The sequence below is a fragment of the Oceanobacillus neutriphilus genome (genome assembly GCF_014645515.1).
Classification (GTDB): domain Bacteria; phylum Bacillota; class Bacilli; order Bacillales; family Amphibacillaceae; genus Oceanobacillus; species Oceanobacillus neutriphilus.
In genome coordinates this window covers 18,322-37,312 of record NZ_BMLW01000012.1, presented here as the reverse complement: position 1 = coordinate 37,312, position 18,991 = coordinate 18,322, and the positions used below count along the sequence as shown (strand labels likewise).

Below are 18,991 nucleotides of genomic sequence, written 5' to 3'. Positions count from 1 at the left end.
TCTAGAAAGGAGTTTTATCACAATGGATTTTTTTGATAGATTTACGATTCCACCCCATGATGATCCAATGCTTTATGCGTCCATCGTTGCAATTGGACTTGTAAGTATAGCGATTGTTTTCGGTGTTACCTACTTTAAAAAATGGGGTTATCTTTGGAGTGAGTGGTTAACAACGGTTGATCACAAACGTATCGGAATTATGTATATTATTTCAGCTTTGCTGATGCTTTTCCGAGGCGGCGCTGATGCTGTTATGATGCGGCTGCAAACAGCTGTTCCAGATAACAGTTTCTTAGATGCTCAGCACTATAACGAGGTTTTCACTACACATGGTGTTGTTATGATTTTCTTCATGGCAATGGCATTTATTATCGGTATGATGAACTTCGTTGTTCCACTGCAAATCGGTGCGAGAGATGTTGCCTTCCCTCGTTTGAACGCACTCAGCTTCTGGTTATACTTTGCCGGAGCAATGCTGTTTAACCTTTCCTTCGTAATCGGAGGATCTCCGGATGCCGGCTGGACAAACTATTATCCACTGGCAGGAACAGACTTTAGTGAACATGTTGGTGTTAACTACTACAACTGGGCACTGCAAATTTCCGGTATCGGAACACTGATGACGGGGATTAACTTTATCGCTACAATTATGAAAATGCGTGCACCTGGTATGACATTAATGAAAATGCCGATGTTTACCTGGTCTGCATTAATTACAAACCTGATTATCGTATTCGCGTTCCCTGTATTGACAATTGCTTTATTAATGGGAACACTGGACCGTCAATTCTTTACCAACTTCTTTACAACAGGAGATGGCGGTATGGATATGATGTGGGCGAACCTGTTCTGGATCTGGGGACACCCTGAAGTATATATTCTGATACTTCCAGCGTTCGGTATTTACTCACAAATTATCGCTACATTCTCACAGCGTAATTTATATGGTTATAAATCGATGGTCGCGTCGATGGTAATTATTTCCTTGCTATCCTTTATGGTATGGGTTCACCATTTCTTTACTATGGGACAAGGAGCAGTTGCAAACAGTATCTTCTCCATTACAACAATGGCGATTGCTGTTCCGACGGGAATTAAGATATTTAACTGGCTCCTGACGATGTGGAAAGGAAAAATACGATTTACGACACCAATGATGTATTCTGTGGCATTTATTCCACTGTTTACGATTGGTGGGGTAACTGGTGTTATGCTTGCAATCGCAAGTGCCGATTATCAGTATCACAACACAATGTTCTTAGTAGCTCACTTCCATAATGTAATCATCCCTGGTGTTGTATTCGCGATGATTGCCGGTCTCATTTATTACTGGCCAAAAATGTTTGGCTTCCTGCTGAATGAACGTATTGGTAAATGGGCATTCTGGAATATTGTTATTGGATTTTGTCTATCCTTCTTCCCAATGTACATTACCGGTTTAAACGGTCAGGCACGAAGAATGTACACTTATTCAGAAGCATCTGGATTTGGACCTTTAAGTATGGTGTCCTTCTTTGGAGCGTTACTCTTAGCAGTTGGATTCGCATTAATCGTTTATAACGTTTATTACAGCTTCCGATATGCACCAAGAAATGTCGGTGACGATCCTTGGAATGCACGTTCTCTTGAATGGGCAACCCATAATCCAGTTCCAGAATATAACTTTGCTATTACACCAAATGTTAATTCAAGTGAAGCATTCTGGGATTATAAGAAGAATGGACATGACCTATTTAAAGGCGGTATTAAGGACATTCACATGCCAAACAACAGTGGCTGGTCCATTATTTTAGCCGGTATCTTCTTCGTCTTTGCTTTTTGCTTTGTATTTCATGTATGGGTTGGAGTAATCATCGCATTCGTTGGAATTATCAGCTGTCTGCTGTATCGTTCCTTTGAAAAAGATGATGGGCATCATATTCACAAAGAAGAAATTGAAGAAACGGAAAAGAAATTTGGAGGTGCTGAGTAATGAAACTTGATTCTAAAAATCTGCCTCTTGAATATAGCACCGAAACCAATAGAATGAATATCCTGGGATTCTGGATTTTCCTAAGTGCGGAAATCATGCTGTTTGCGACGCTGTTTACATCCTATTTTGTTTATGTAGACCGCGGTGTAGGCAGTGGACCTGCCGGGGCTGAGATTTTTGAACTGCCACCGGTATTGATTGAGACATTTCTTCTCTTGACAAGTAGTTTTACGATTGGACTGGCGGTCCATGCAATGCGTATTAATCGTGTGAAAGCAATGATCGGTTTTATGATAGTGACACTTCTCTTAGGTGCTGGATTTCTCAGCGTGGAAGTATATGAATTTATTCATTACTTCCACATAGGTGCAACATTGCAGACTAGCGGTTTTACTGCAACACTCTTAACAACACTTGGAACGCATGGAGCCCACGTAACATTTGGTCTGTTCTGGGGTATCATGATTATTATTCAAATCCTTCGCAATGGCTTAAATGCGCGGACAGCGAATAAATCATTTATATTCTCTCTTTACTGGCACTTCTTAGACGTTATGTGGATCTTCATTTTCAGCTTTATTTACTTGAAGGGAATGATGTAGCATGAGAGAACTTTTTCCAATGAAGCAGGTTAACGGATATATCTTCTCACTGCTCCTCACTGTGGTTGCATTAAGTGTCTATTTCTTTGACATGTCTTTTGCAATGGGATTAACCATTCTTGTTGTTACAGCATTTATTCAAGCAGGGGTGCAGCTCGTTGTATTTATGCATGCCGGAGAAAGTGAAGATAAAGGCGGTATCTATGTCCATACAATTTACGGCGTAGTACTTGCCCTGTTAACTATCCTTGGTTCATTATTGGCAATGATATGGGGATATATGTATTAAGAATATTAAAAGCTCAGGCATTGACGCCTGAGCTTTTTTATATTCAACTATAACTGCCTCTGATTTTGATTCTTTCTCCTAATATTCTCTTCCACAGCAACAAGGAACAATCCCATAATAAAGATAAATGTACCGCCCTCTGCTAAGCCGATACCTATAGCTGTTACAAGAGTTATAGCGCTTACAAAATATCCGTATATAAACAGTACTGCACCAATTGTAATTAATGTCCCGCAAACTAGAGACAAGCCTTTTAATAATTTTTTATTCACTTCCATGTATCTCATCTCCTTTAATTATAGTATGCCTTTTGTTCAATAATTTGTCAATAACTTTGTGTCAATTTAGCGAACAAATGACTTTTTTCTTGACTCGTGACTTTCGATTTATTTTTTTGTTCTTACTTTTAAAAGCATGGAATTTCGTCTTAAAACGCTTTATACTTAAGATATAGAATAGTCACAGGAGGATGAAGGATGAAAAAGAAATTATTATCTGTATGTTTTGCACTGGTACTTATGATTGGTCTTTTACCTTCCCAGGCATTTGCTATTGATGCTGATGACCCTCAATTGGAAAGCTTTTTAGAGTCCATTGATTGGGAATTGGAAGATTATGAAGATTATCTGGCAGATTTTGATCTGGGTTTAGATGATTTTGATGATCCGGCCTATCTCGGTACACCACTCACTGATGAAGGTTTAGAAGAAATTTATGATACATATGATCTGACATATGATGAATTAAATGACCTGCTGTATGAAGAAGAAGGATTACTTGAAGAGGATGAAGAATTTCCGGATAGTATCTGGTACATGTTTATCGAGGATATTGAATTCAGCTTAGATTTAATTATGAATGACCCTCTTACTGCTTTAGATGAAGACCTTTCTGAAGAGAATTTAGAGGCTGTTGCGGAAGAATATGATTTTGGATCTATCGAGGAGCTCGAAGAACTTTTCAATTTATATGAAGATTCCATTAACAATTATACAACACTTTTTGAAATTGAAAATGCAGCTGAAATTTATGTAGCAATGGAAGACGGCTCTGGCTTAGATGATGAAATAGGGGGAGAAAATGAGGATGTATCAGAAGATGATGATCTTTGGGATGATAACGCTGACCTTTCTTTAGATATGCTGGATACTTCCATCTTATCAGATGAACCAATTTTTGATATTTACGCGATGATCACAGTTATGTTTTTAGAAGCAACATTAGATTTCAAATAATCTTACTATCGGGAACTAATACTTATTCATATTTTTTTCTACACAAAATAACCTTCTTCCATGAGATCAGACTGAATCTCTTCCCGGAAGAAGGTTTCGCATTATATAAAACTCTTATTTTTTAGTAACTGTCTAATTTCCATTAAATCGTATTCTTCTTCCATTTTTTCCTTTATAAATGCTAAAACCTCTACTGCTTCAATTTCAAAATATGTTATTTGATCAACGATTTTTATTGGTATAAATCCTTTAAAAGAATCCAGCCACTCCCCTATTTTATACATGGGTGCTTGAATAACCTTGCTCATTCCTAACAGGCTGATAACATACATCTTTATTTCACCGACCTTATATTTCTTTCATTTTTTCTTAAGTTTATTATACCTGTGAAGTTCATTTAAGGTACGGAATAATTAAGTAAAAATAATAACAATGAGGAGACATGCCGAAAGCCGGGTTATTGTTAAAAACTATTCCCGATATTTACTATCCCATGCTGTTGCTGTGTCATCATTTAAATGGCCAAATCAACCATTTGAAATACTAAAATGATCTTTTCATCAAGCAAAAAGCAATGATTTCATCTAACTCCATCAGGCTATGATTTCTTTCATTCTTGCGCTTAAATATGTATTATTGTTTTTTCATCCTATTTAATGATAAAGTAATAAAGTTAGCGTAATTATTAGTTCTTGAATAAAATATATATATGATAAACGAATGGAAAAGAAAGGATTAGACATCATGTTAGATTTTTTTCAAAATTTGAGCCCTGTCATGCAGGCTTTATTAGCAACCATTTTCACGTGGGGAATGACTGCACTTGGGGCAGCGATTGTATTTGCAACAAAAACCGTTCATCAAAAACTGTTAGATAGTATGTTAGGATTTGCTGGAGGTGTTATGATAGCAGCCAGCTACTGGTCATTGCTCGGGCCGTCTATCGAAGCATCAACAGATAATGCAATCGGCCCCTGGTTTCCTGCATTAGTCGGCTTTTTACTGGGAGGAGGATTTTTATGGGTTATTGATAAAATTCTGCCCCATCTTCATCCGAACACAGAAAAAAAAGATGCTGAGGGGTTTGCACCAGACAAAAGAAAACGCAGCACATTGCTCGTACTTGCAATTACAATCCATAACATCCCGGAAGGACTCGCTGTCGGGATTGCCTTTGGTGCATTAGCAAATCATAGTACAGAGGCCGCTTTAGCCGGAGCAGTCACTCTTGCCATCGGAATTGGAATTCAAAACTTCCCCGAAGGTGTTGCTGTTGCCATGCCATTACGCGGAGAAGGAATGTCCCGCGGAAAAAGCTTTATGTATGGCCAATTTTCAGGATTTGTCGAACCAATTGCTGCTGTAATAGGCGCATTGGCTGTTGCGCACATTGAACCGCTGCTTCCTTATGCGTTAAGCTTTGCAGCTGGGGCAATGATCTTTGTTGTTGCGGAAGAGGTTATTCCAAGCTCTCAGGAGAATGGAAACAGAGATTTAGCAACCATCAGTCTGATGATTGGTTTCGCCCTTATGATGGTGCTTGATGTCGCATTAGGCTAAGATTTGTATTCCCTCAAGTGAAAAGGATACCTGTGATTTTAGAATCATAAATCACAGGTATCCTTTTTTGTTTACTTAAAATAATCCTCTATCACTGTCTTGGAAATCCCCTGATCGAGAGCTTCAAACTCATCATATTGAATAGCTTCATAGAGTTCTTTTCTGGTTTGCATATTCTCTAATCCATTTTTCTGTGTACCCTCATCACGAATCAGCCCAAAAATACGCTCATAAGCCTTTGCAGCTACACGTAAAGAAGTCACTGGATAAATAACCATATCAAAGCCTGCGTTTTCAAATTCTGCTGCCGTTAAATAGGGTGTTTTCCCAAATTCCGTCATATTAGCCAGCAGTGGTGCATCTACTGCTTTCGCAAAAGAATGGAATTCTTCATTATTTTGCAGTGCTTCTGGAAATATAGCATCTGCGCCAGCTTCTACATAGCCTTTTGCCCGATCAATTGCACTATCTAAACCTTCAATAGCTCTGGCATCTGTTCTTGCCACAATATAAAGTGTCGGCGCTACCTCTTTGATTGCGGCTATCTTTTGCATCATTTCTTCCTTGGTAACGACATTCTTTCCATTTAAATGTCCACATTTTTTAGGGAGCTGCTGATCCTCCAGCTGTACTGCCGCTACATTTGCTTCCGCCATTTCTCTGGCCGTCCGGACAACATTCAGGACGCCGCCAAAGCCTGTATCAATATCTACAAGTAACGGTAAATTGGTTGCCCGGATAATGTCTTTGGCCCGGTCAGCTACCTCTGCTGAGGTGACAATACCCAAATCAGGTAATCCTCTGCTTGCAGTATAAGCAGCCCCAGATAAATATAGCGACTGAAAACCAGCCTGCTTTGCCACTAACCCTGCCATTGCATCATGCGCCCCAGGAATTTGCAAAATTCCCTTCTCCACTGCCATCTGGCGAAATTGTTCAGCTAATTCATGTTGTGGTAATGGACTATCTACAATCCAAGCCATTTTTTCTCACCCTCTAATCTAAAAATAATTCTATAAAATCAGTAATTGCCATTTGCTTAATCGTTTCATAATTTACCGTCTGCTGCTTAATACACTCTTTCTGTTTGTCTGTAAACTGTGTTGCTAAGTTAGCTTCATACTTTTTAATTATTTGCGGGAATGCTTCCTCTCTGCGGAACCGGTGTCCTAGAGGATATTCGCAATCAACGATGTCTGTGGAGCTGCCATCCATAAAATGAACCTGTACTGCATTTGCAATAGATCGCTTCTCCGGATCCAGATAATCCTCTGAATACTGCTTATTCTCGGTCACTGTCATTTTGTCGCGAAGTTCATCAATACGAGGATCTTTCGCTACATCGTCTTCATAATCCTCTGCCACGATATTTCCTTTTAATAATCCAATTGCTGTAATGTACTGCAGGCAATGATCTCTGTCCGCCGGATTATGGAGCGGTCCTTTTTTATCAATGATACGGATAGCCGATTCATGTGTAGAAATGGTAATCTCTTTAATTTCATCAATGCGGTTAACCACCTCCGGATGCAATTGAACAGCTGCTTCTGCTGCTGTTTGTGCATGAAATTCTGCCGGATAAGAAACCTTAAACAATACATTTTCCATCACATAGTTTTCGAGAGGTCTTTTTAATACCAATTCTTTTCCTTTAAAAAGAACATCCTGAAAGCCCCATCCTTCTGCACTCAATGCAGTCTGATAGCCCATTTCCCCCTTTACAGCCATAAGTGCCAGCCGGACTGCTCGGCTTGTTGCATCACCTGCCGCCCACGATTTTCTGGAGCCCGTATTAGGGAAATGACGATATGTCCGCAGGCTCGAATTATCAATCCAGGCATTTGATAATGCGTTGACGATTTCTTCCTTTCCTCCGCCCAGCATTTTCGTAACAACAGCTGTTGTTGCAACCTTCACGTATAATACATGATCCAGACCAACACGATTCAGACTGTTCTCTAAAGCAAGTATTCCTTGAATTTCATGCGCTTTAATCGACATCTCCAAAATCTCTTCCACGGTTAAAGGTTCTTCTCCCTTATTTAGCCGCAGCCTGCTGACGTAATCAGCAACAGCCAGAATGCCTCCCAGGTTATCAGAAGGGTGTCCCCACTCTGCTGCAAGCCATGTGTCATTATAATCCAGCCAGCGTATCATTGCGCCTATATTGAACGCTCCTTGTACCGGATCAAGCACATGAGGAGTCCCCGGCACCCTTACCCCATTTGGAACAACTGTACCGGGAACGATTGGACCCAGCAGCTTTGTACACTCCGGGTAATTTAAAGCAAGAATACCGCAGCCAATTGTATCAATTAATACATGATGCGCCGTTTTAATAGCCTCTTCACTGTTAATTTCTTTATTTAATACATAATCAGCAATCTCTTCTAAAAGTTGATCTGTCTGGTTTGTTTTTACGGATACCATCTGTTGTTTCCTCCCTGTTAATAACTTTTCCCTGTGTACGCTACTCTCGGTCTAAAAATGCGATTATTATCGTGCTGTTCGATAATATGTGCTGCGAGCCCGACCGTTCTTGCACTGAAGAAAATTGGTGTATAAAGCGGTATCGGGATACCAAGCTTCCAATAAACCGGCGCTGCATAATAGTCCAGATTTGGATATAAGCCCTTTTCTTCTCTCATAATAACTTCCCCTGCCTCACACATCTCTAAGAGCTTATAATCATTATCTTTTTCACACAGCCTTCGTAACGCTTCCTTTGTAATAGCTGCTCTCGGGTCCATTTTCTTCATATAAACCCGATGCCCGAACCCCATGATTTTCTCTTTATTTTGAAGCTTATGGTGAATTAAAGCCTCAAACGCATCCACAGAATCTGCTTCCTGCAGCATATACATAACTGCTTCATTCGCACCGCCATGTAAGTGACCTTTTAAGGAAGAGATAGCTCCGGTCAATGCTCCATACATATCTGAATTAGTAGAAGCGATAACACGTGAGGCAAAAGTGGAATTCGGCATCTCATGCTCACTGTAGAGTAATAATAATTGATCAAAAATTTCTATTTCCAGCTCTGAGGGTGATTTCCCTGTAATCATTGATAAAAAATTAGCACTGTAGCTGAGACTTTCATTTGGTTCAGCAATATCCAGCCCCTCTGTTGCAAAATAACTGTTTACCGTAATAAAAGGTAATTGACCTAATAGCCTATAAGCGCGCTCCTTATTTTTATCATTGGAACGGTTTTCAATTTCAGAATCGAATCCTGCTAATAACGAAATAACTGTACGCATCCCGTCCATTGGGTGCATTCCTTTTGGCAAAAGCTTAAATAAAGGCAGAACACCTTTAGGAAGGCTGTAAGATGTTTTAATTTTTTCTTCAAGACTTTTCTTTTCTTCCTGACTGGGAATATACCCTTCCAGTAATAAATGGGCAACATCAAAATATGTTTTATCTTTGGCTAATTCAATTAAGTCCTCTCCCCGGATAACTATTTTCTCCCGATCCACATCTAAAAAAGATATTTCTGTTTTGGCCGCAATCACACCATCTAGACCAGGAACAAACTCCTCACTTGTGCACATTATTTCTCCTCCTTAAAATGAAAGCGTAATCATTTTTTAACCAAATAAAAGCAGACTATTTCGAAAATGAAAATACCGGCTGTTGACCCGTTAAACGAACCGGATCTTTAATGACCGCCTGATCCCCATTCAGAAATGATATTTTCCTTATTTCTTGCTGCAGGCTCTACGATAAATGTTTTTCTTATATACAGTATAACCTTGAATAGAAAATTAGAAAAATATATAATACTAATAAATAACGATAGATTTTTTCTATATCTTAAATTTAGGAGGCTGGCAATTGAATTTACAGGATTGGGAAATGCTTGCTGCACTTTATGAAACAGAAAATATTACCCAGGCTGCTCATCAACTATTTTTATCCCAGCCTACTTTAACTTCAAGAATTCAAAAGCTCGAAAATCATTATGGAGTTCCGCTTATTCTTCGGAAACGACGCGGGATTACTTTTACCCCCGAGGGCGAGGAGCTTGCTCACCACGCTAAAAGAATGCTTCTTGAGCAGCGTAAAATGGAAGAAAAGCTGAGTAATATGCAGGATGAAGTGCAAGGAACGTTGCGGGTAGGTGTTTCCAATTTCTTTGCTGCAAATAAAATGCCGAAGCTGCTGCAGCGTTTTAAAGAAAAATATCCTGATGTGGAATGTCAGGTTGTTACAGGCTGGAGCAGTGATATGCACCGTCTATTATTAAATCATGATGTGCATATCAGTTTTATTAAAGGTAATTATGCCTGGAAGGAAAAGAAAGCGCTGTTATATGAGGAAGAAATCTGCGTCGCCTCTCCCTGGAATTTCACGTGGGACGAACTTCCCAAGCTTCCAAGGGTGGATTATTACACAGATGAACATATGCGGATTTTATTAGTTGATTGGTGGCATCAAAATTATATTGAGCGCCCTAATATTACAATTCATGTCAATCAGGTGGAGACCTGTAAAGAAATGGTTGTTCACGGACTCGGTTATGCGATAGTTGCTAATCTTGTCGTTCGTCCGCACCCTGAATTATTTATCAAGCCGATTACAGATCCAACCGGTGACTCCCTAAAAAGACAAACCTGGATGTACTACCAGGAAGATACCCTGCAAATGAATATTGTCCGTGCATTCGTTGATTTTGTTCAAACATTAGACGTAAAAGCTTTATAGTTCATGCTCAACAAAGCATGAATTAGTCTTTTTAATGGATTTCTTACAGAACTTTTAGTGATATGCCACAAAGCTCGCAAGCAGCCAGATCAGAAGAAAACTTATGATGATTGTTATATTAACTATAGTGCCGACTATTTTTGTATTATATTTATATCTAATTGCGTATACCACAGATGTTGTGGAGGCGGGCAGAATAAAACCGATTAAAACGGTATTGGCGAGCATTGGGTAATCAGAAAGCAGCCAAAAAAGACTAAACCCTAATACAAGTCCTGTTCCATACTTCACAACTAAATACTTCCCTATCAAAGGAATCCATGATTTCTTAAAGGAAAAATTTAAATAGAGGCCAAGTAATAACAGGGACAGGGGCATATTTGCTACAGAAATAATTTCTGCAGTCTCTAAAAACAGACCCGGTAAATGAAATCCTGAGAGGTTTAAGGCTACGACAACCATGTAAGTTAAAAATGGAATTGATCGAAGCAGCGGGCTGAATGCCTCCCGCAAATAAAATTTTGATGTCCCTTTTGCAAAATAGCCTGCTATAAAAAAGCATACTCCAAACACAATAACAGCATTACCTACATCAAGCATGCCAAAATGCTGAATACCTTCCCTCCCCCAGATAGCTTCTACAAGCGGGAAGGCGAATAGGCCGACATTAACGCCAGGAACCATCATGGCAGCCATTCCTTTTATACCTGTTTCCTCAGAGCGGAATGCCAAGATGCCTATGAATGCTGAAGCAAGTCCAAATAAAAAAGCAATGAAAATAAGTGAAACAAGTGATAAGGATATCACCATCTGATCAAATGTAACAATCACTAATGCTGGCAGAGTAATATTAAATACAATTCTTGCAATTGTCTGCCCGTCCGATTCTTTTAAAATTTTTATCCTTTTAAAAAAGTATCCAAGTAAAATAATGCATACAGAAATAATAAATTGCAGTTGAAACCCTTCCAAGATTTTCTACCCCTTTAATACATTAAAAAATGCACCTTTGTTATCTTATCACAGTCTTATTACTGTTCATACAGAAAGGCTTTATGTTTTTTAAACATTGGGGTATTCATTTATTGATGGAAGGATTTCAGTGCTGTGGATAGTTCTTTATCAAACCAGTTAGACTTGTATGTAATAAACAGAGATTGTATGATAATACTAAGCTTGGTTGTAGAGGTGGTATGAATGAAACTTATTTTATTTGATGGAGAATGCCATATTTGTGACAGCTTCGTTCAATTTATCCTCAATAGGGACAAAGAAAATCAATTTCTGTTTACTTCACTGCAAAGTGAGGCAGGAGAATTTATTCAAAAAAAATATCGGGTTCCGGATAATATCGACAGCGTTCTATTCATTGATGGAGATAAAGTTTATATCAAATCTGATGCTGCATTAAATGTATTGCAAAAATTAACATTCCCCTGGAAAATGCTGAAAGCCGGGAAAATCCTTCCATATTTTATTAGGGATGCCTTGTATGATTTTATTGCACGCAACCGGCATAAATGGTTTGGTAAAAAACAGGCCTGCCGTCTTCCCACAGCACAAGAACGCAAAAAATTTATAGAAACAATAGATGATTTAAAAAAACAAAAGCCTCACGTATAAAATAAAACTGCCTGTCCCGGGAGTTTCCCCATATCTCCCAGGATAAGGTGGCTGTACCGTCCGGATAGTGAGTATATCTGAAGTGCAGCTCAAACATTTTAACTGTTTAAAGCTCACTTCAGATATTCATCCTGCCCTGGAGATACATCCTCGTTCTATTTATTCGAAAGGCTTTTTGTCCAATTATTTATCGTCAATTTCTTCCTCAATGCCGTAATCCTCACTAAATTCTGTTCCGAAGTTTGTCCGCAGATTATCTGAATCATCCCGGACTGGTTCACCAACCCCAGAGAATAAAGTTGTAAGATAATAAATGGCACTAATTCCAACGAGTCCATAAATAATTCGAGAAAGGACAGCGGCCTGTCCGCCAAAAATAGCCGACACTAGATCAAATTGAAAAAATCCAATTAGTCCCCAGTTGATACCACCAATAATCAATAAAGTGACTGCAATAGCATGTAGTGTTTTCATTGTCTCTCACCTCCTCACTGCTTATCTTTTGCTTAATCCCTTATTTCATACTTCCACTGTTTGGGAATTGTTGTTTTATCAAAAAAAAGCCCTAATGATTTATTTCTCATTAGAGCTCTTCATTCAATGGTTCTTATTTAATTAGTCTTCAGCACTTTTTTTATTTTATCCAGAGCCCAATCAAGCTCTTCTTTACTGATAGTTAACGGTGGTGCAAAACGAATCGTGGTTTCGTGTGTTTCTTTACAAAGAATTCCGTTTTCTTTTAAGGCTTCACAAATAGGCCGGACTGGCTTGTTAAATTCTACACCGATAAATAATCCTTTAGAACGGACTTCCTTCAGATCAGGATGGTCAATAGCAGTTAATTCAATAGCAAAATACTCGCCCAGCTCAAGTGATTTACTGACAAGGCCTTCTTCTTCGATTACATCTAATGCAGCCATAGAAACAGCACAGGCCAACGGATTCCCTCCAAAAGTCGAGCCATGTGAACCTGGTGTAAACACATCCATAATATCCCTGTCAGCTGCAATAGCAGAAATAGGCATAACACCTCCGCCCAACGCTTTCCCCATTATATATATATCCGGCTCAACATTTTCCCATTCACAAGCAAACATCTTTCCTGTACGGGCAAAACCAGTCTGCACTTCATCGGCAATAAATAGTATATTTTCTTCGTCACAAATTTTCCTTACCTCTTGCAGATAACCTTCTGGCGGAATAAGTATGCCTGCTTCTCCCTGTATCGGTTCCAAAATAACTGCTGCTGTATTTGGCGTAATCGTTTCTTTTAAAGCTTGGACATCTCCATAATTTATCTTATAAATACCTGGCACAAACGGGCCATAGTTTATTGTTGCACCAGGATCATCAGATAATGAAATCGCATTCATTGTTCTGCCATGAAAATTACCTTTGGCAGCTATAATCTCCGCCTGATTATCCTCTATACCTTTTTTCTCATATGCCCATCTGCGGGCAGCTTTTATTGCTGTCTCCACTGCCTCAACCCCTGTGTTCATCGGCAAGACCTTATCTTTTTTTGTTAATTTGGCAAGCCGCTCTGTCCATGGCCCCAACAGTTCATTATGAAAAGCTCTGGAAGTAAGTGTCACTTTATCTGCCTGGTCCTTTAATGCTTGAATTATCTTAGGATGTCGATGCCCTTGATTCACCGCTGAATATGCACTTAACATATCCATATATTTATTTCCTTCCGGGTCCTTTACCCAGACTCCCTCAGCCTCTGAAACAACTACCGGTAATGGGTGATAATTATTTGCACCATAGGTTGAAGTAAGTTCCATTATTTCTTTTGATGTCACCATAAAGCAGCCTCCCTTGATTCATTCAGATTTATTCTCTTTCTTCTTAAGCATAATCATTAGTTTGAATAAACGTCAAGCCTCTTATCAAATTATGTAAAATGATTTCATACTTTCCTCTGATACCATCGATTTAACAGAAGTTTTATACGCGTAAAAAAGAAGCTCAGGCACGAAGATTAATCCCAACACCGTCCTGAGCCAATTATTTATTGCAATGTTTCCTGAAGGAGGTTCTCCACATCCTCATCTGTCAGTTGATAATTCCATAAATCCTTCGTTTGCACCATCTGTTCTATCAGCTTTCTCTTTTTCTGCTGGAGATCGTACATTTTATCTTCAATAGTTCCCTCTGTCAGCATGCGAATCACGGTAACATCATAAATCTGGCCAATCCGGTGCGCGCGGTCTATTGCCTGATCCTCTACCGCCGGATTCCACCACGTATCATATAAAATAACTGTATCCGCTCCAACTAAATTCAGTCCTGTTCCTCCTGCTTTTAAAGATATTAAGCAAATATCATTTTTTCCCTGATTAAATGAACGGCATATTTGCAGCCTGTCCTCAGAAGGCGTCTGTCCATCTAAATAGAAATAAGCTATCTCCTCTGTCCTCAATAAATCACCTACACGCTTCAGCATTTGTGTAAACTGCGAAAAAATAAGCATACGCTTGCCTGACCGCTTTGCATCCTTCACTATTTCCATTAAACGCTGAAGCTTGGCAGATTCTCCATCATAGTCCCGGATAAATAATGCCGGATCACAGCAAATTTGCCTTAAACGTGTGAGTCCTGCCAGAATTTTAATTCGATTTTTACGAATTGTCTCCTGATCCAAATGTTTAAATTTTGGATGTCTCAATTTCGATAAATACGAAATGTAGATTTGCTTCTGAGCTTCTGTTAATGGAACACGTTCAATATATTCCGTCTTTATTGGCATATCCTCCAGAACATCCCTTTTTTCTCTTCGAAGCATAAATGGATGGACTCTTCTCAGAACCTGATCATTGGTGAGCCCAGCAAAGTCTTTCAACCCGCCAAGCAATTCGGGAAATATAATATGAAAAATCGACCATAGGTCCTCCATTTTATTTTCTAAAGGAGTTCCGGATAAAGCAAATTGATAATCCGCTTTTAATTTTTTTACTGTCCGAAAAACCTGTGTTGCCGGATTTTTAAACGTTTGTGCTTCATCAAAAATAATGGTCTGGAAGGTCATATTTTTCTTCAGCCAATCGATTTCATTTTTTAAAACACCATAAGAAATAATCCAGATGCCCTTCCCGCGCAATGTTTTCTTTTTCCGATTTCTTTCCTGAATGGTGCCGTCCAGCATTCCTACCGAAAATCCTGGTGCAAATAATTCCCATTCCTGCTTCCACTGATAGCATAAAGATGTTGGACAGACAATCAGTACAGGTGCTTTTTTCTCCGTTTGCTGATGATATTTTGTCATACAAAAGGCAATAGCCTGCACCGTTTTTCCCAAGCCCATTTCATCTGCCAAAACACCGCCAAGTCCAGCTTCAGCCATTGCCAGCATCCAGCGGACACCATCCTTTTGATAAGGCTTTAAAATTGGCTCAATTTCCGCCGCTATCGGGTATTTCTCATTGGCCGGCACTTGAATATCATGAATTATTTCTTTCACAGCTGCTCCCTCAGCCAAATAGCCGTTGTCCTCCATCCGATGAGCAAACGATAACCCATCCTTCAATGACAGCTCAATTTCCTCCAAAATTTCAGAGGGTGTCATCGAAACAGAGAGCAGATATTTTTCCAATTCCTTGATCTCCTCTGTTTCCAACGATAGGAAGGAGCCATCCTTTAATCGGTAATATGGACGCTTTTCTTCTATTGCTTCCAGAATTTGACGAACCTCCTGCTCCCAGAAGCCTTTCACCTGGAAGGAAAAGGCAAGCCAATTCGTTCGATCGCGTTTATGCTTCACACGGACAATCGGTTGGAACCTTTTTTTACTGATCTGGTTTCGGACAGCATTTGTAACAAAAACATCCGCCATCTTATACAGTTCAGGCAGGTAATGATATAGAAAATCATATTCAAGCTGCTCATTTTGCAAAATAAAACTGCCTTCCGTATTTGCAAAACCGCTTCTTTCCAGAAACGCAATAATTTCCGCTTCCTTTTCCTTATCACGGCGAACCATTGCTGTTTTCTCAAATGGTGTTATCTTTTTATCTCCGTATTGAAATTCCACACCTGCCAGAAGGCGATTATGAACGCGGTCAATATAGACATTCGCCTTAAGCGGTGTATAGAGACTCTTCAGCGTTCCGGTTGTGTCCTCTACATCACCGATCCGCTCTAAAAGTACAGAAATAGATACAATTTGTTCCTTGCTGACAACGATTGTTCCCGAATCTTGTTTCCACAGCTGCTCACATAAATGAATCAGCTGTTTTTCTTCCTCTGTCAATAAATATAAGGAGCCGTTCTGATAAATAAGCTGATAAGCAAGCAAAAATATTGTACGGCTTCTTTCCAAAAATAAAATCGAATAATTTATTCCTGATTGACGGATACGAAAAGAAAATGAAGGCATTGCATCATAAAACCTTAATAGCTGCTTATGATAAGCATCAGCTTCCAAATACAGAGAAACGAGCGGACTGGAATGAAGCAATCTTTCCATACGCTCCCATGCTGTTGCCGGAATAGAAATCCAGCTTGTTTTATCCGTAAAAGCTTTTCCAATCATCTGCTGGTCTTCATAAGACTGAATAAGCTGTTCTAAAATCTGATTACAGTCATCTTCAAAATAAAATTTAGCAGCATCATATGAGATATTGTCAGCAATTGAAAATCGTGTCCCACGCTTTAATGCTTCCAAAAAGGCGATAATATCATTAACAGGGTTGCCATCAATTTGCACAGCCATTTGCAATGCTGCCCGTTCTGATTTTACGGGGATACGCAAGTAAAAATGAACCGGAATAGCCTGTCTAGTTTCAAAATAGCCGCGATGACGGAATTCCTTTTCTGATCTCCCTGTAAGTGAAGTACTGTCTGTTTCCGGCTCTCCCGTTTCATGGATACCAATTAAAACTGCAGCAATATGCTGGCAATCCAATGTATACGAGCCAAGCTTCGGACAGCTGCACCCTGCGCTTTCTATCTTATTATTTCGATACGTCAGCGTTATATGAAAATCATCTGTGGTTCTGACTGTTCCGATAATCTGCTGATCAAGAAAGGTCAACTGGACATTTCCCTTCTTCCAGAGGCGTTCTCCATATTTATAAGACAGCTCTCCGCACCGCTCTTTAATTTCCTGTTTGGATATCCATACCATCTTACTGCACGACCTTTTCATTCATTTCTCATACTTCTATGATTTCAGCCAGGCTTATATTCTGTCATAAATAAGCAACTGGTCAGATTTTTTTCATTTTATCCCTTCGATTATTTCACGAATTGGGTTAAATTGTAGTATGATATATCTATTGTTTATTATAAAGCAATAACGCTTGAACATCTAATAAAGAAATGATGATTTTAAACGTAGCTCCTGATCAAACTATCAGCAGACAGTACAGCTTTTAATCATTGATCAGTCTATCTATAGAAAGGATTTCGCTATGACAATTCAAGAAGAAGTAAAAAAAAGAAAAACATTTGCGATTATTTCGCATCCTGATGCCGGGAAAACGACGATGACGGAAAAATTATTATTATATGGTAACCTGATTCGTTCAGCCGGAACAGTTAAAGGAAAAAAATCAGGCAAATTCGCTACCTCTGACTGGATGGAAATTGAGAAACAGCGTGGTATTTCTGTTACATCCAGTGTCATGAACTTTCAATATGAAGGGTTTCATATTAATATTTTGGATACCCCCGGACATGAGGATTTCAGTGAGGATACCTACCGGACATTAACCGCTGTCGACAGCGTTGTAATGATTATTGATTCCACCAAAGGGATTGAAGCACAGACAATTAAGCTTTTCAAGGTTTGCCGTATGCGCGGTATCCCTATCTTTACCTTTATGAATAAATTAGACCGGGAAGGAAAAGAACCTCTCGCTTTATTAGAGGAGCTGGAAGAGGTATTAGAGATTGATACTTATCCGATGAATTGGCCTGCCGGCATGGGAAAAGGCTTCTTAGGAATCTTTGACCGGGATAATAAGCAATTTGTACAGCACCATCCGGGCGCTGAAGAAACCTATATTCCTTATCAGGAATTGGAAAATCATCCGGAGTTGACTGAAAATGGAACCTATCAGGATGCATTAAATGAATTAGAGCTTGTTGAAGAAGCTGGAAATACGTATTCGGAGGAAGCAATTTTAAACGGTGAGTTAACCCCTGTATTCTTCGGCAGTGCGCTGTCTCCATTTGGCGTTCAAACATTTTTTAATTCCTTTATCCGCTTAGCACCAAGTCCAGCACCACGAAAGTCAACCAAAGGTGCAGTTGACCCGCAGGAAGCAGACTTTTCCGGATTTATTTTTAAGATCCAGGCAAATATGAATCCTGCACACCGTGATCGTATTGCCTTTTTACGTGTATGCTCCGGAAAATTCACCCGCGGCATGAGTGTTCAGCTGGCCCGGACCGGAAAGGAATTAAAATTAGCCCAATCTCAGCAGATGGTTGCCTCATCCAGAGAAACTATCGAGGAAGCATATGCAGGAGATATTATTGGTATTTATGATCCAAATGCTTATCAAATTGGCGATACCCTGCTTACCGGTAAAGAAAAATATGAATTCGATGAGCTGCCGCAGTTCCCGCCGGAAATCTTTAAAAAAGTAATGGCAAAAAACGCATTGAAGTCGAAGCAATTCCGTAAAGGGATTGAACAGCTTGTCCAGGAAGGTGCCATACAGCTGTTCCGGGATAAGTTAACGGATTCCTTTATTCTGGGCGCAGTCGGGGAATTACAATATCAGGTTTTTACTTACCGCATGGAAAATGAGTACAATGCTGAAGTAATCATGGAGCCAATTGGGGAGCGTATCCCCAGATGGTTAAAGCCTGAACAGGCTGATGCTTCATTGTTTGATTCAGGAAACCTGCTGGTCCGCGACCGTCATGATCAGCCGCTCGTGCTCTTCCGCAATGAGTTTGCATTAAACTGGTTTAAAGATAAAAATCCGGATATCGAGCTGATTGACCTCTTTGAAACAAATAATTATCAATAAAAAAAGGATTTCTGCAC

Annotated in this window: 17 protein-coding genes; 8 read left to right on the top strand and 9 right to left on the bottom strand. The window is 39.5% G+C overall.

Going from position 1 to position 18,991, the window contains the following annotated elements; translation table 11 throughout:
* Positions 1–22: 22 nt before the first annotated feature.
* Genes qoxB through qoxD form a run of 3 tightly spaced genes read left to right on the top strand, consistent with a single transcriptional unit; the run spans position 23 to position 2,863 of the window.
* The gene (gene qoxB, locus IEX29_RS18690) at positions 23–1,972 is read left to right on the top strand and encodes a cytochrome aa3 quinol oxidase subunit I (RefSeq protein ID WP_188736129.1); all 1,950 of its coding nucleotides are present in this window, start codon (positions 23–25) and stop codon (positions 1,970–1,972) included.
* Complete coding sequence (gene qoxC / locus IEX29_RS18685; protein ID WP_188736127.1) at positions 1,972–2,574, top strand: cytochrome aa3 quinol oxidase subunit III; 603 nt, start codon at positions 1,972–1,974, stop codon at positions 2,572–2,574. The genes qoxB and qoxC overlap by 1 nt, the downstream gene beginning before the upstream one ends.
* Position 2,575: 1 nt before the next feature.
* Entirely contained in the window at positions 2,576–2,863 is a 288-nt protein-coding gene (gene qoxD, locus IEX29_RS18680) for a cytochrome aa3 quinol oxidase subunit IV (RefSeq protein WP_188736125.1), read from the top strand.
* A 47-nt stretch (positions 2,864–2,910) separates the two neighbouring features.
* Here the strand turns inward: qoxD and IEX29_RS18675 are convergent, their stop codons facing one another.
* Positions 2,911–3,141: a hypothetical protein gene (locus IEX29_RS18675; protein ID WP_188736123.1), complete on the bottom strand. Its 231-nt coding sequence runs from the start codon at positions 3,139–3,141 to the stop codon at positions 2,911–2,913.
* Between the two features lie 198 nt (positions 3,142–3,339).
* Between IEX29_RS18675 and IEX29_RS18670 the strand changes: the two genes are divergently transcribed.
* The gene (locus IEX29_RS18670) at positions 3,340–4,098 is read left to right on the top strand and encodes a processed acidic surface protein (RefSeq protein ID WP_188736121.1); all 759 of its coding nucleotides are present in this window, start codon (positions 3,340–3,342) and stop codon (positions 4,096–4,098) included.
* A 101-nt stretch (positions 4,099–4,199) separates the two neighbouring features.
* Here the strand turns inward: IEX29_RS18670 and IEX29_RS18665 are convergent, their stop codons facing one another.
* Positions 4,200–4,406 carry a hypothetical protein gene (locus IEX29_RS18665; protein WP_229720291.1) on the bottom strand — a complete coding sequence of 69 codons (207 nt, stop codon included), beginning with the start codon at positions 4,404–4,406 and terminating at the stop codon, positions 4,200–4,202.
* A 436-nt stretch (positions 4,407–4,842) separates the two neighbouring features.
* Here IEX29_RS18665 and IEX29_RS18660 point away from each other — a divergent pair, with 436 nt between their 5' ends.
* Complete coding sequence (locus IEX29_RS18660; protein WP_188736118.1) at positions 4,843–5,658, top strand: ZIP family metal transporter; 816 nt, start codon at positions 4,843–4,845, stop codon at positions 5,656–5,658.
* Between the two features lie 71 nt (positions 5,659–5,729).
* Here the strand turns inward: IEX29_RS18660 and prpB are convergent, their stop codons facing one another.
* The 3 genes from prpB to mmgD are packed head-to-tail and all read right to left on the bottom strand — an operon-like array spanning position 5,730 to position 9,212.
* Entirely contained in the window at positions 5,730–6,641 is a 912-nt protein-coding gene (gene prpB / locus IEX29_RS18655) for a methylisocitrate lyase (protein WP_188736116.1), read from the bottom strand.
* A gap of 13 nt (positions 6,642–6,654) precedes the next feature.
* A complete protein-coding gene (locus tag IEX29_RS18650) occupies positions 6,655–8,088 on the bottom strand; it encodes a bifunctional 2-methylcitrate dehydratase/aconitate hydratase (RefSeq protein WP_188736114.1) in 1,434 nt (477 codons plus the stop codon).
* A gap of 17 nt (positions 8,089–8,105) precedes the next feature.
* Positions 8,106–9,212, bottom strand: a complete 1,107-nt coding sequence (gene mmgD / locus IEX29_RS18645) for a citrate synthase (protein ID WP_188736112.1) — start codon at positions 9,210–9,212, stop codon at positions 8,106–8,108.
* A 283-nt stretch (positions 9,213–9,495) separates the two neighbouring features.
* Between mmgD and IEX29_RS18640 the strand changes: the two genes are divergently transcribed.
* Entirely contained in the window at positions 9,496–10,365 is an 870-nt protein-coding gene (locus IEX29_RS18640; protein WP_188736110.1) for a LysR family transcriptional regulator, read from the top strand.
* Positions 10,366–10,419: 54 nt separating this feature from the next.
* Here IEX29_RS18640 and IEX29_RS18635 read toward each other — a convergent pair whose 3' ends face one another.
* Positions 10,420–11,337 (bottom strand): AEC family transporter, encoded by a 918-nt coding sequence (locus tag IEX29_RS18635; protein ID WP_188736109.1) that lies wholly within the window; start codon positions 11,335–11,337, stop codon positions 10,420–10,422.
* A gap of 225 nt (positions 11,338–11,562) precedes the next feature.
* Between IEX29_RS18635 and IEX29_RS18630 the strand changes: the two genes are divergently transcribed.
* A complete protein-coding gene (locus IEX29_RS18630; RefSeq protein WP_188736107.1) occupies positions 11,563–11,988 on the top strand; it encodes a thiol-disulfide oxidoreductase DCC family protein in 426 nt (141 codons plus the stop codon).
* A 183-nt stretch (positions 11,989–12,171) separates the two neighbouring features.
* Here IEX29_RS18630 and IEX29_RS18625 read toward each other — a convergent pair whose 3' ends face one another.
* The 3 genes from IEX29_RS18625 to IEX29_RS18615 all read right to left on the bottom strand — a co-directional run bounded on the left by IEX29_RS18625 (position 12,172) and on the right by IEX29_RS18615 (position 17,116).
* Positions 12,172–12,462: a DUF378 domain-containing protein gene (locus IEX29_RS18625; RefSeq protein ID WP_188736105.1), complete on the bottom strand. Its 291-nt coding sequence runs from the start codon at positions 12,460–12,462 to the stop codon at positions 12,172–12,174.
* A gap of 137 nt (positions 12,463–12,599) precedes the next feature.
* Positions 12,600–13,796 (bottom strand): ornithine--oxo-acid transaminase, encoded by a 1,197-nt coding sequence (locus IEX29_RS18620; RefSeq protein WP_188736103.1) that lies wholly within the window; start codon positions 13,794–13,796, stop codon positions 12,600–12,602.
* A gap of 206 nt (positions 13,797–14,002) precedes the next feature.
* Positions 14,003–17,116 (bottom strand): DEAD/DEAH box helicase, encoded by a 3,114-nt coding sequence (locus IEX29_RS18615; RefSeq protein WP_188736101.1) that lies wholly within the window; start codon positions 17,114–17,116, stop codon positions 14,003–14,005.
* A gap of 286 nt (positions 17,117–17,402) precedes the next feature.
* On the opposite strand from IEX29_RS18615, the gene IEX29_RS18610 reads away from it, so the two are divergent.
* Complete coding sequence (locus IEX29_RS18610) at positions 17,403–18,974, top strand: peptide chain release factor 3 (RefSeq protein WP_188736099.1); 1,572 nt, start codon at positions 17,403–17,405, stop codon at positions 18,972–18,974.
* The last annotated feature ends 17 nt before the right edge of the window (positions 18,975–18,991 follow it).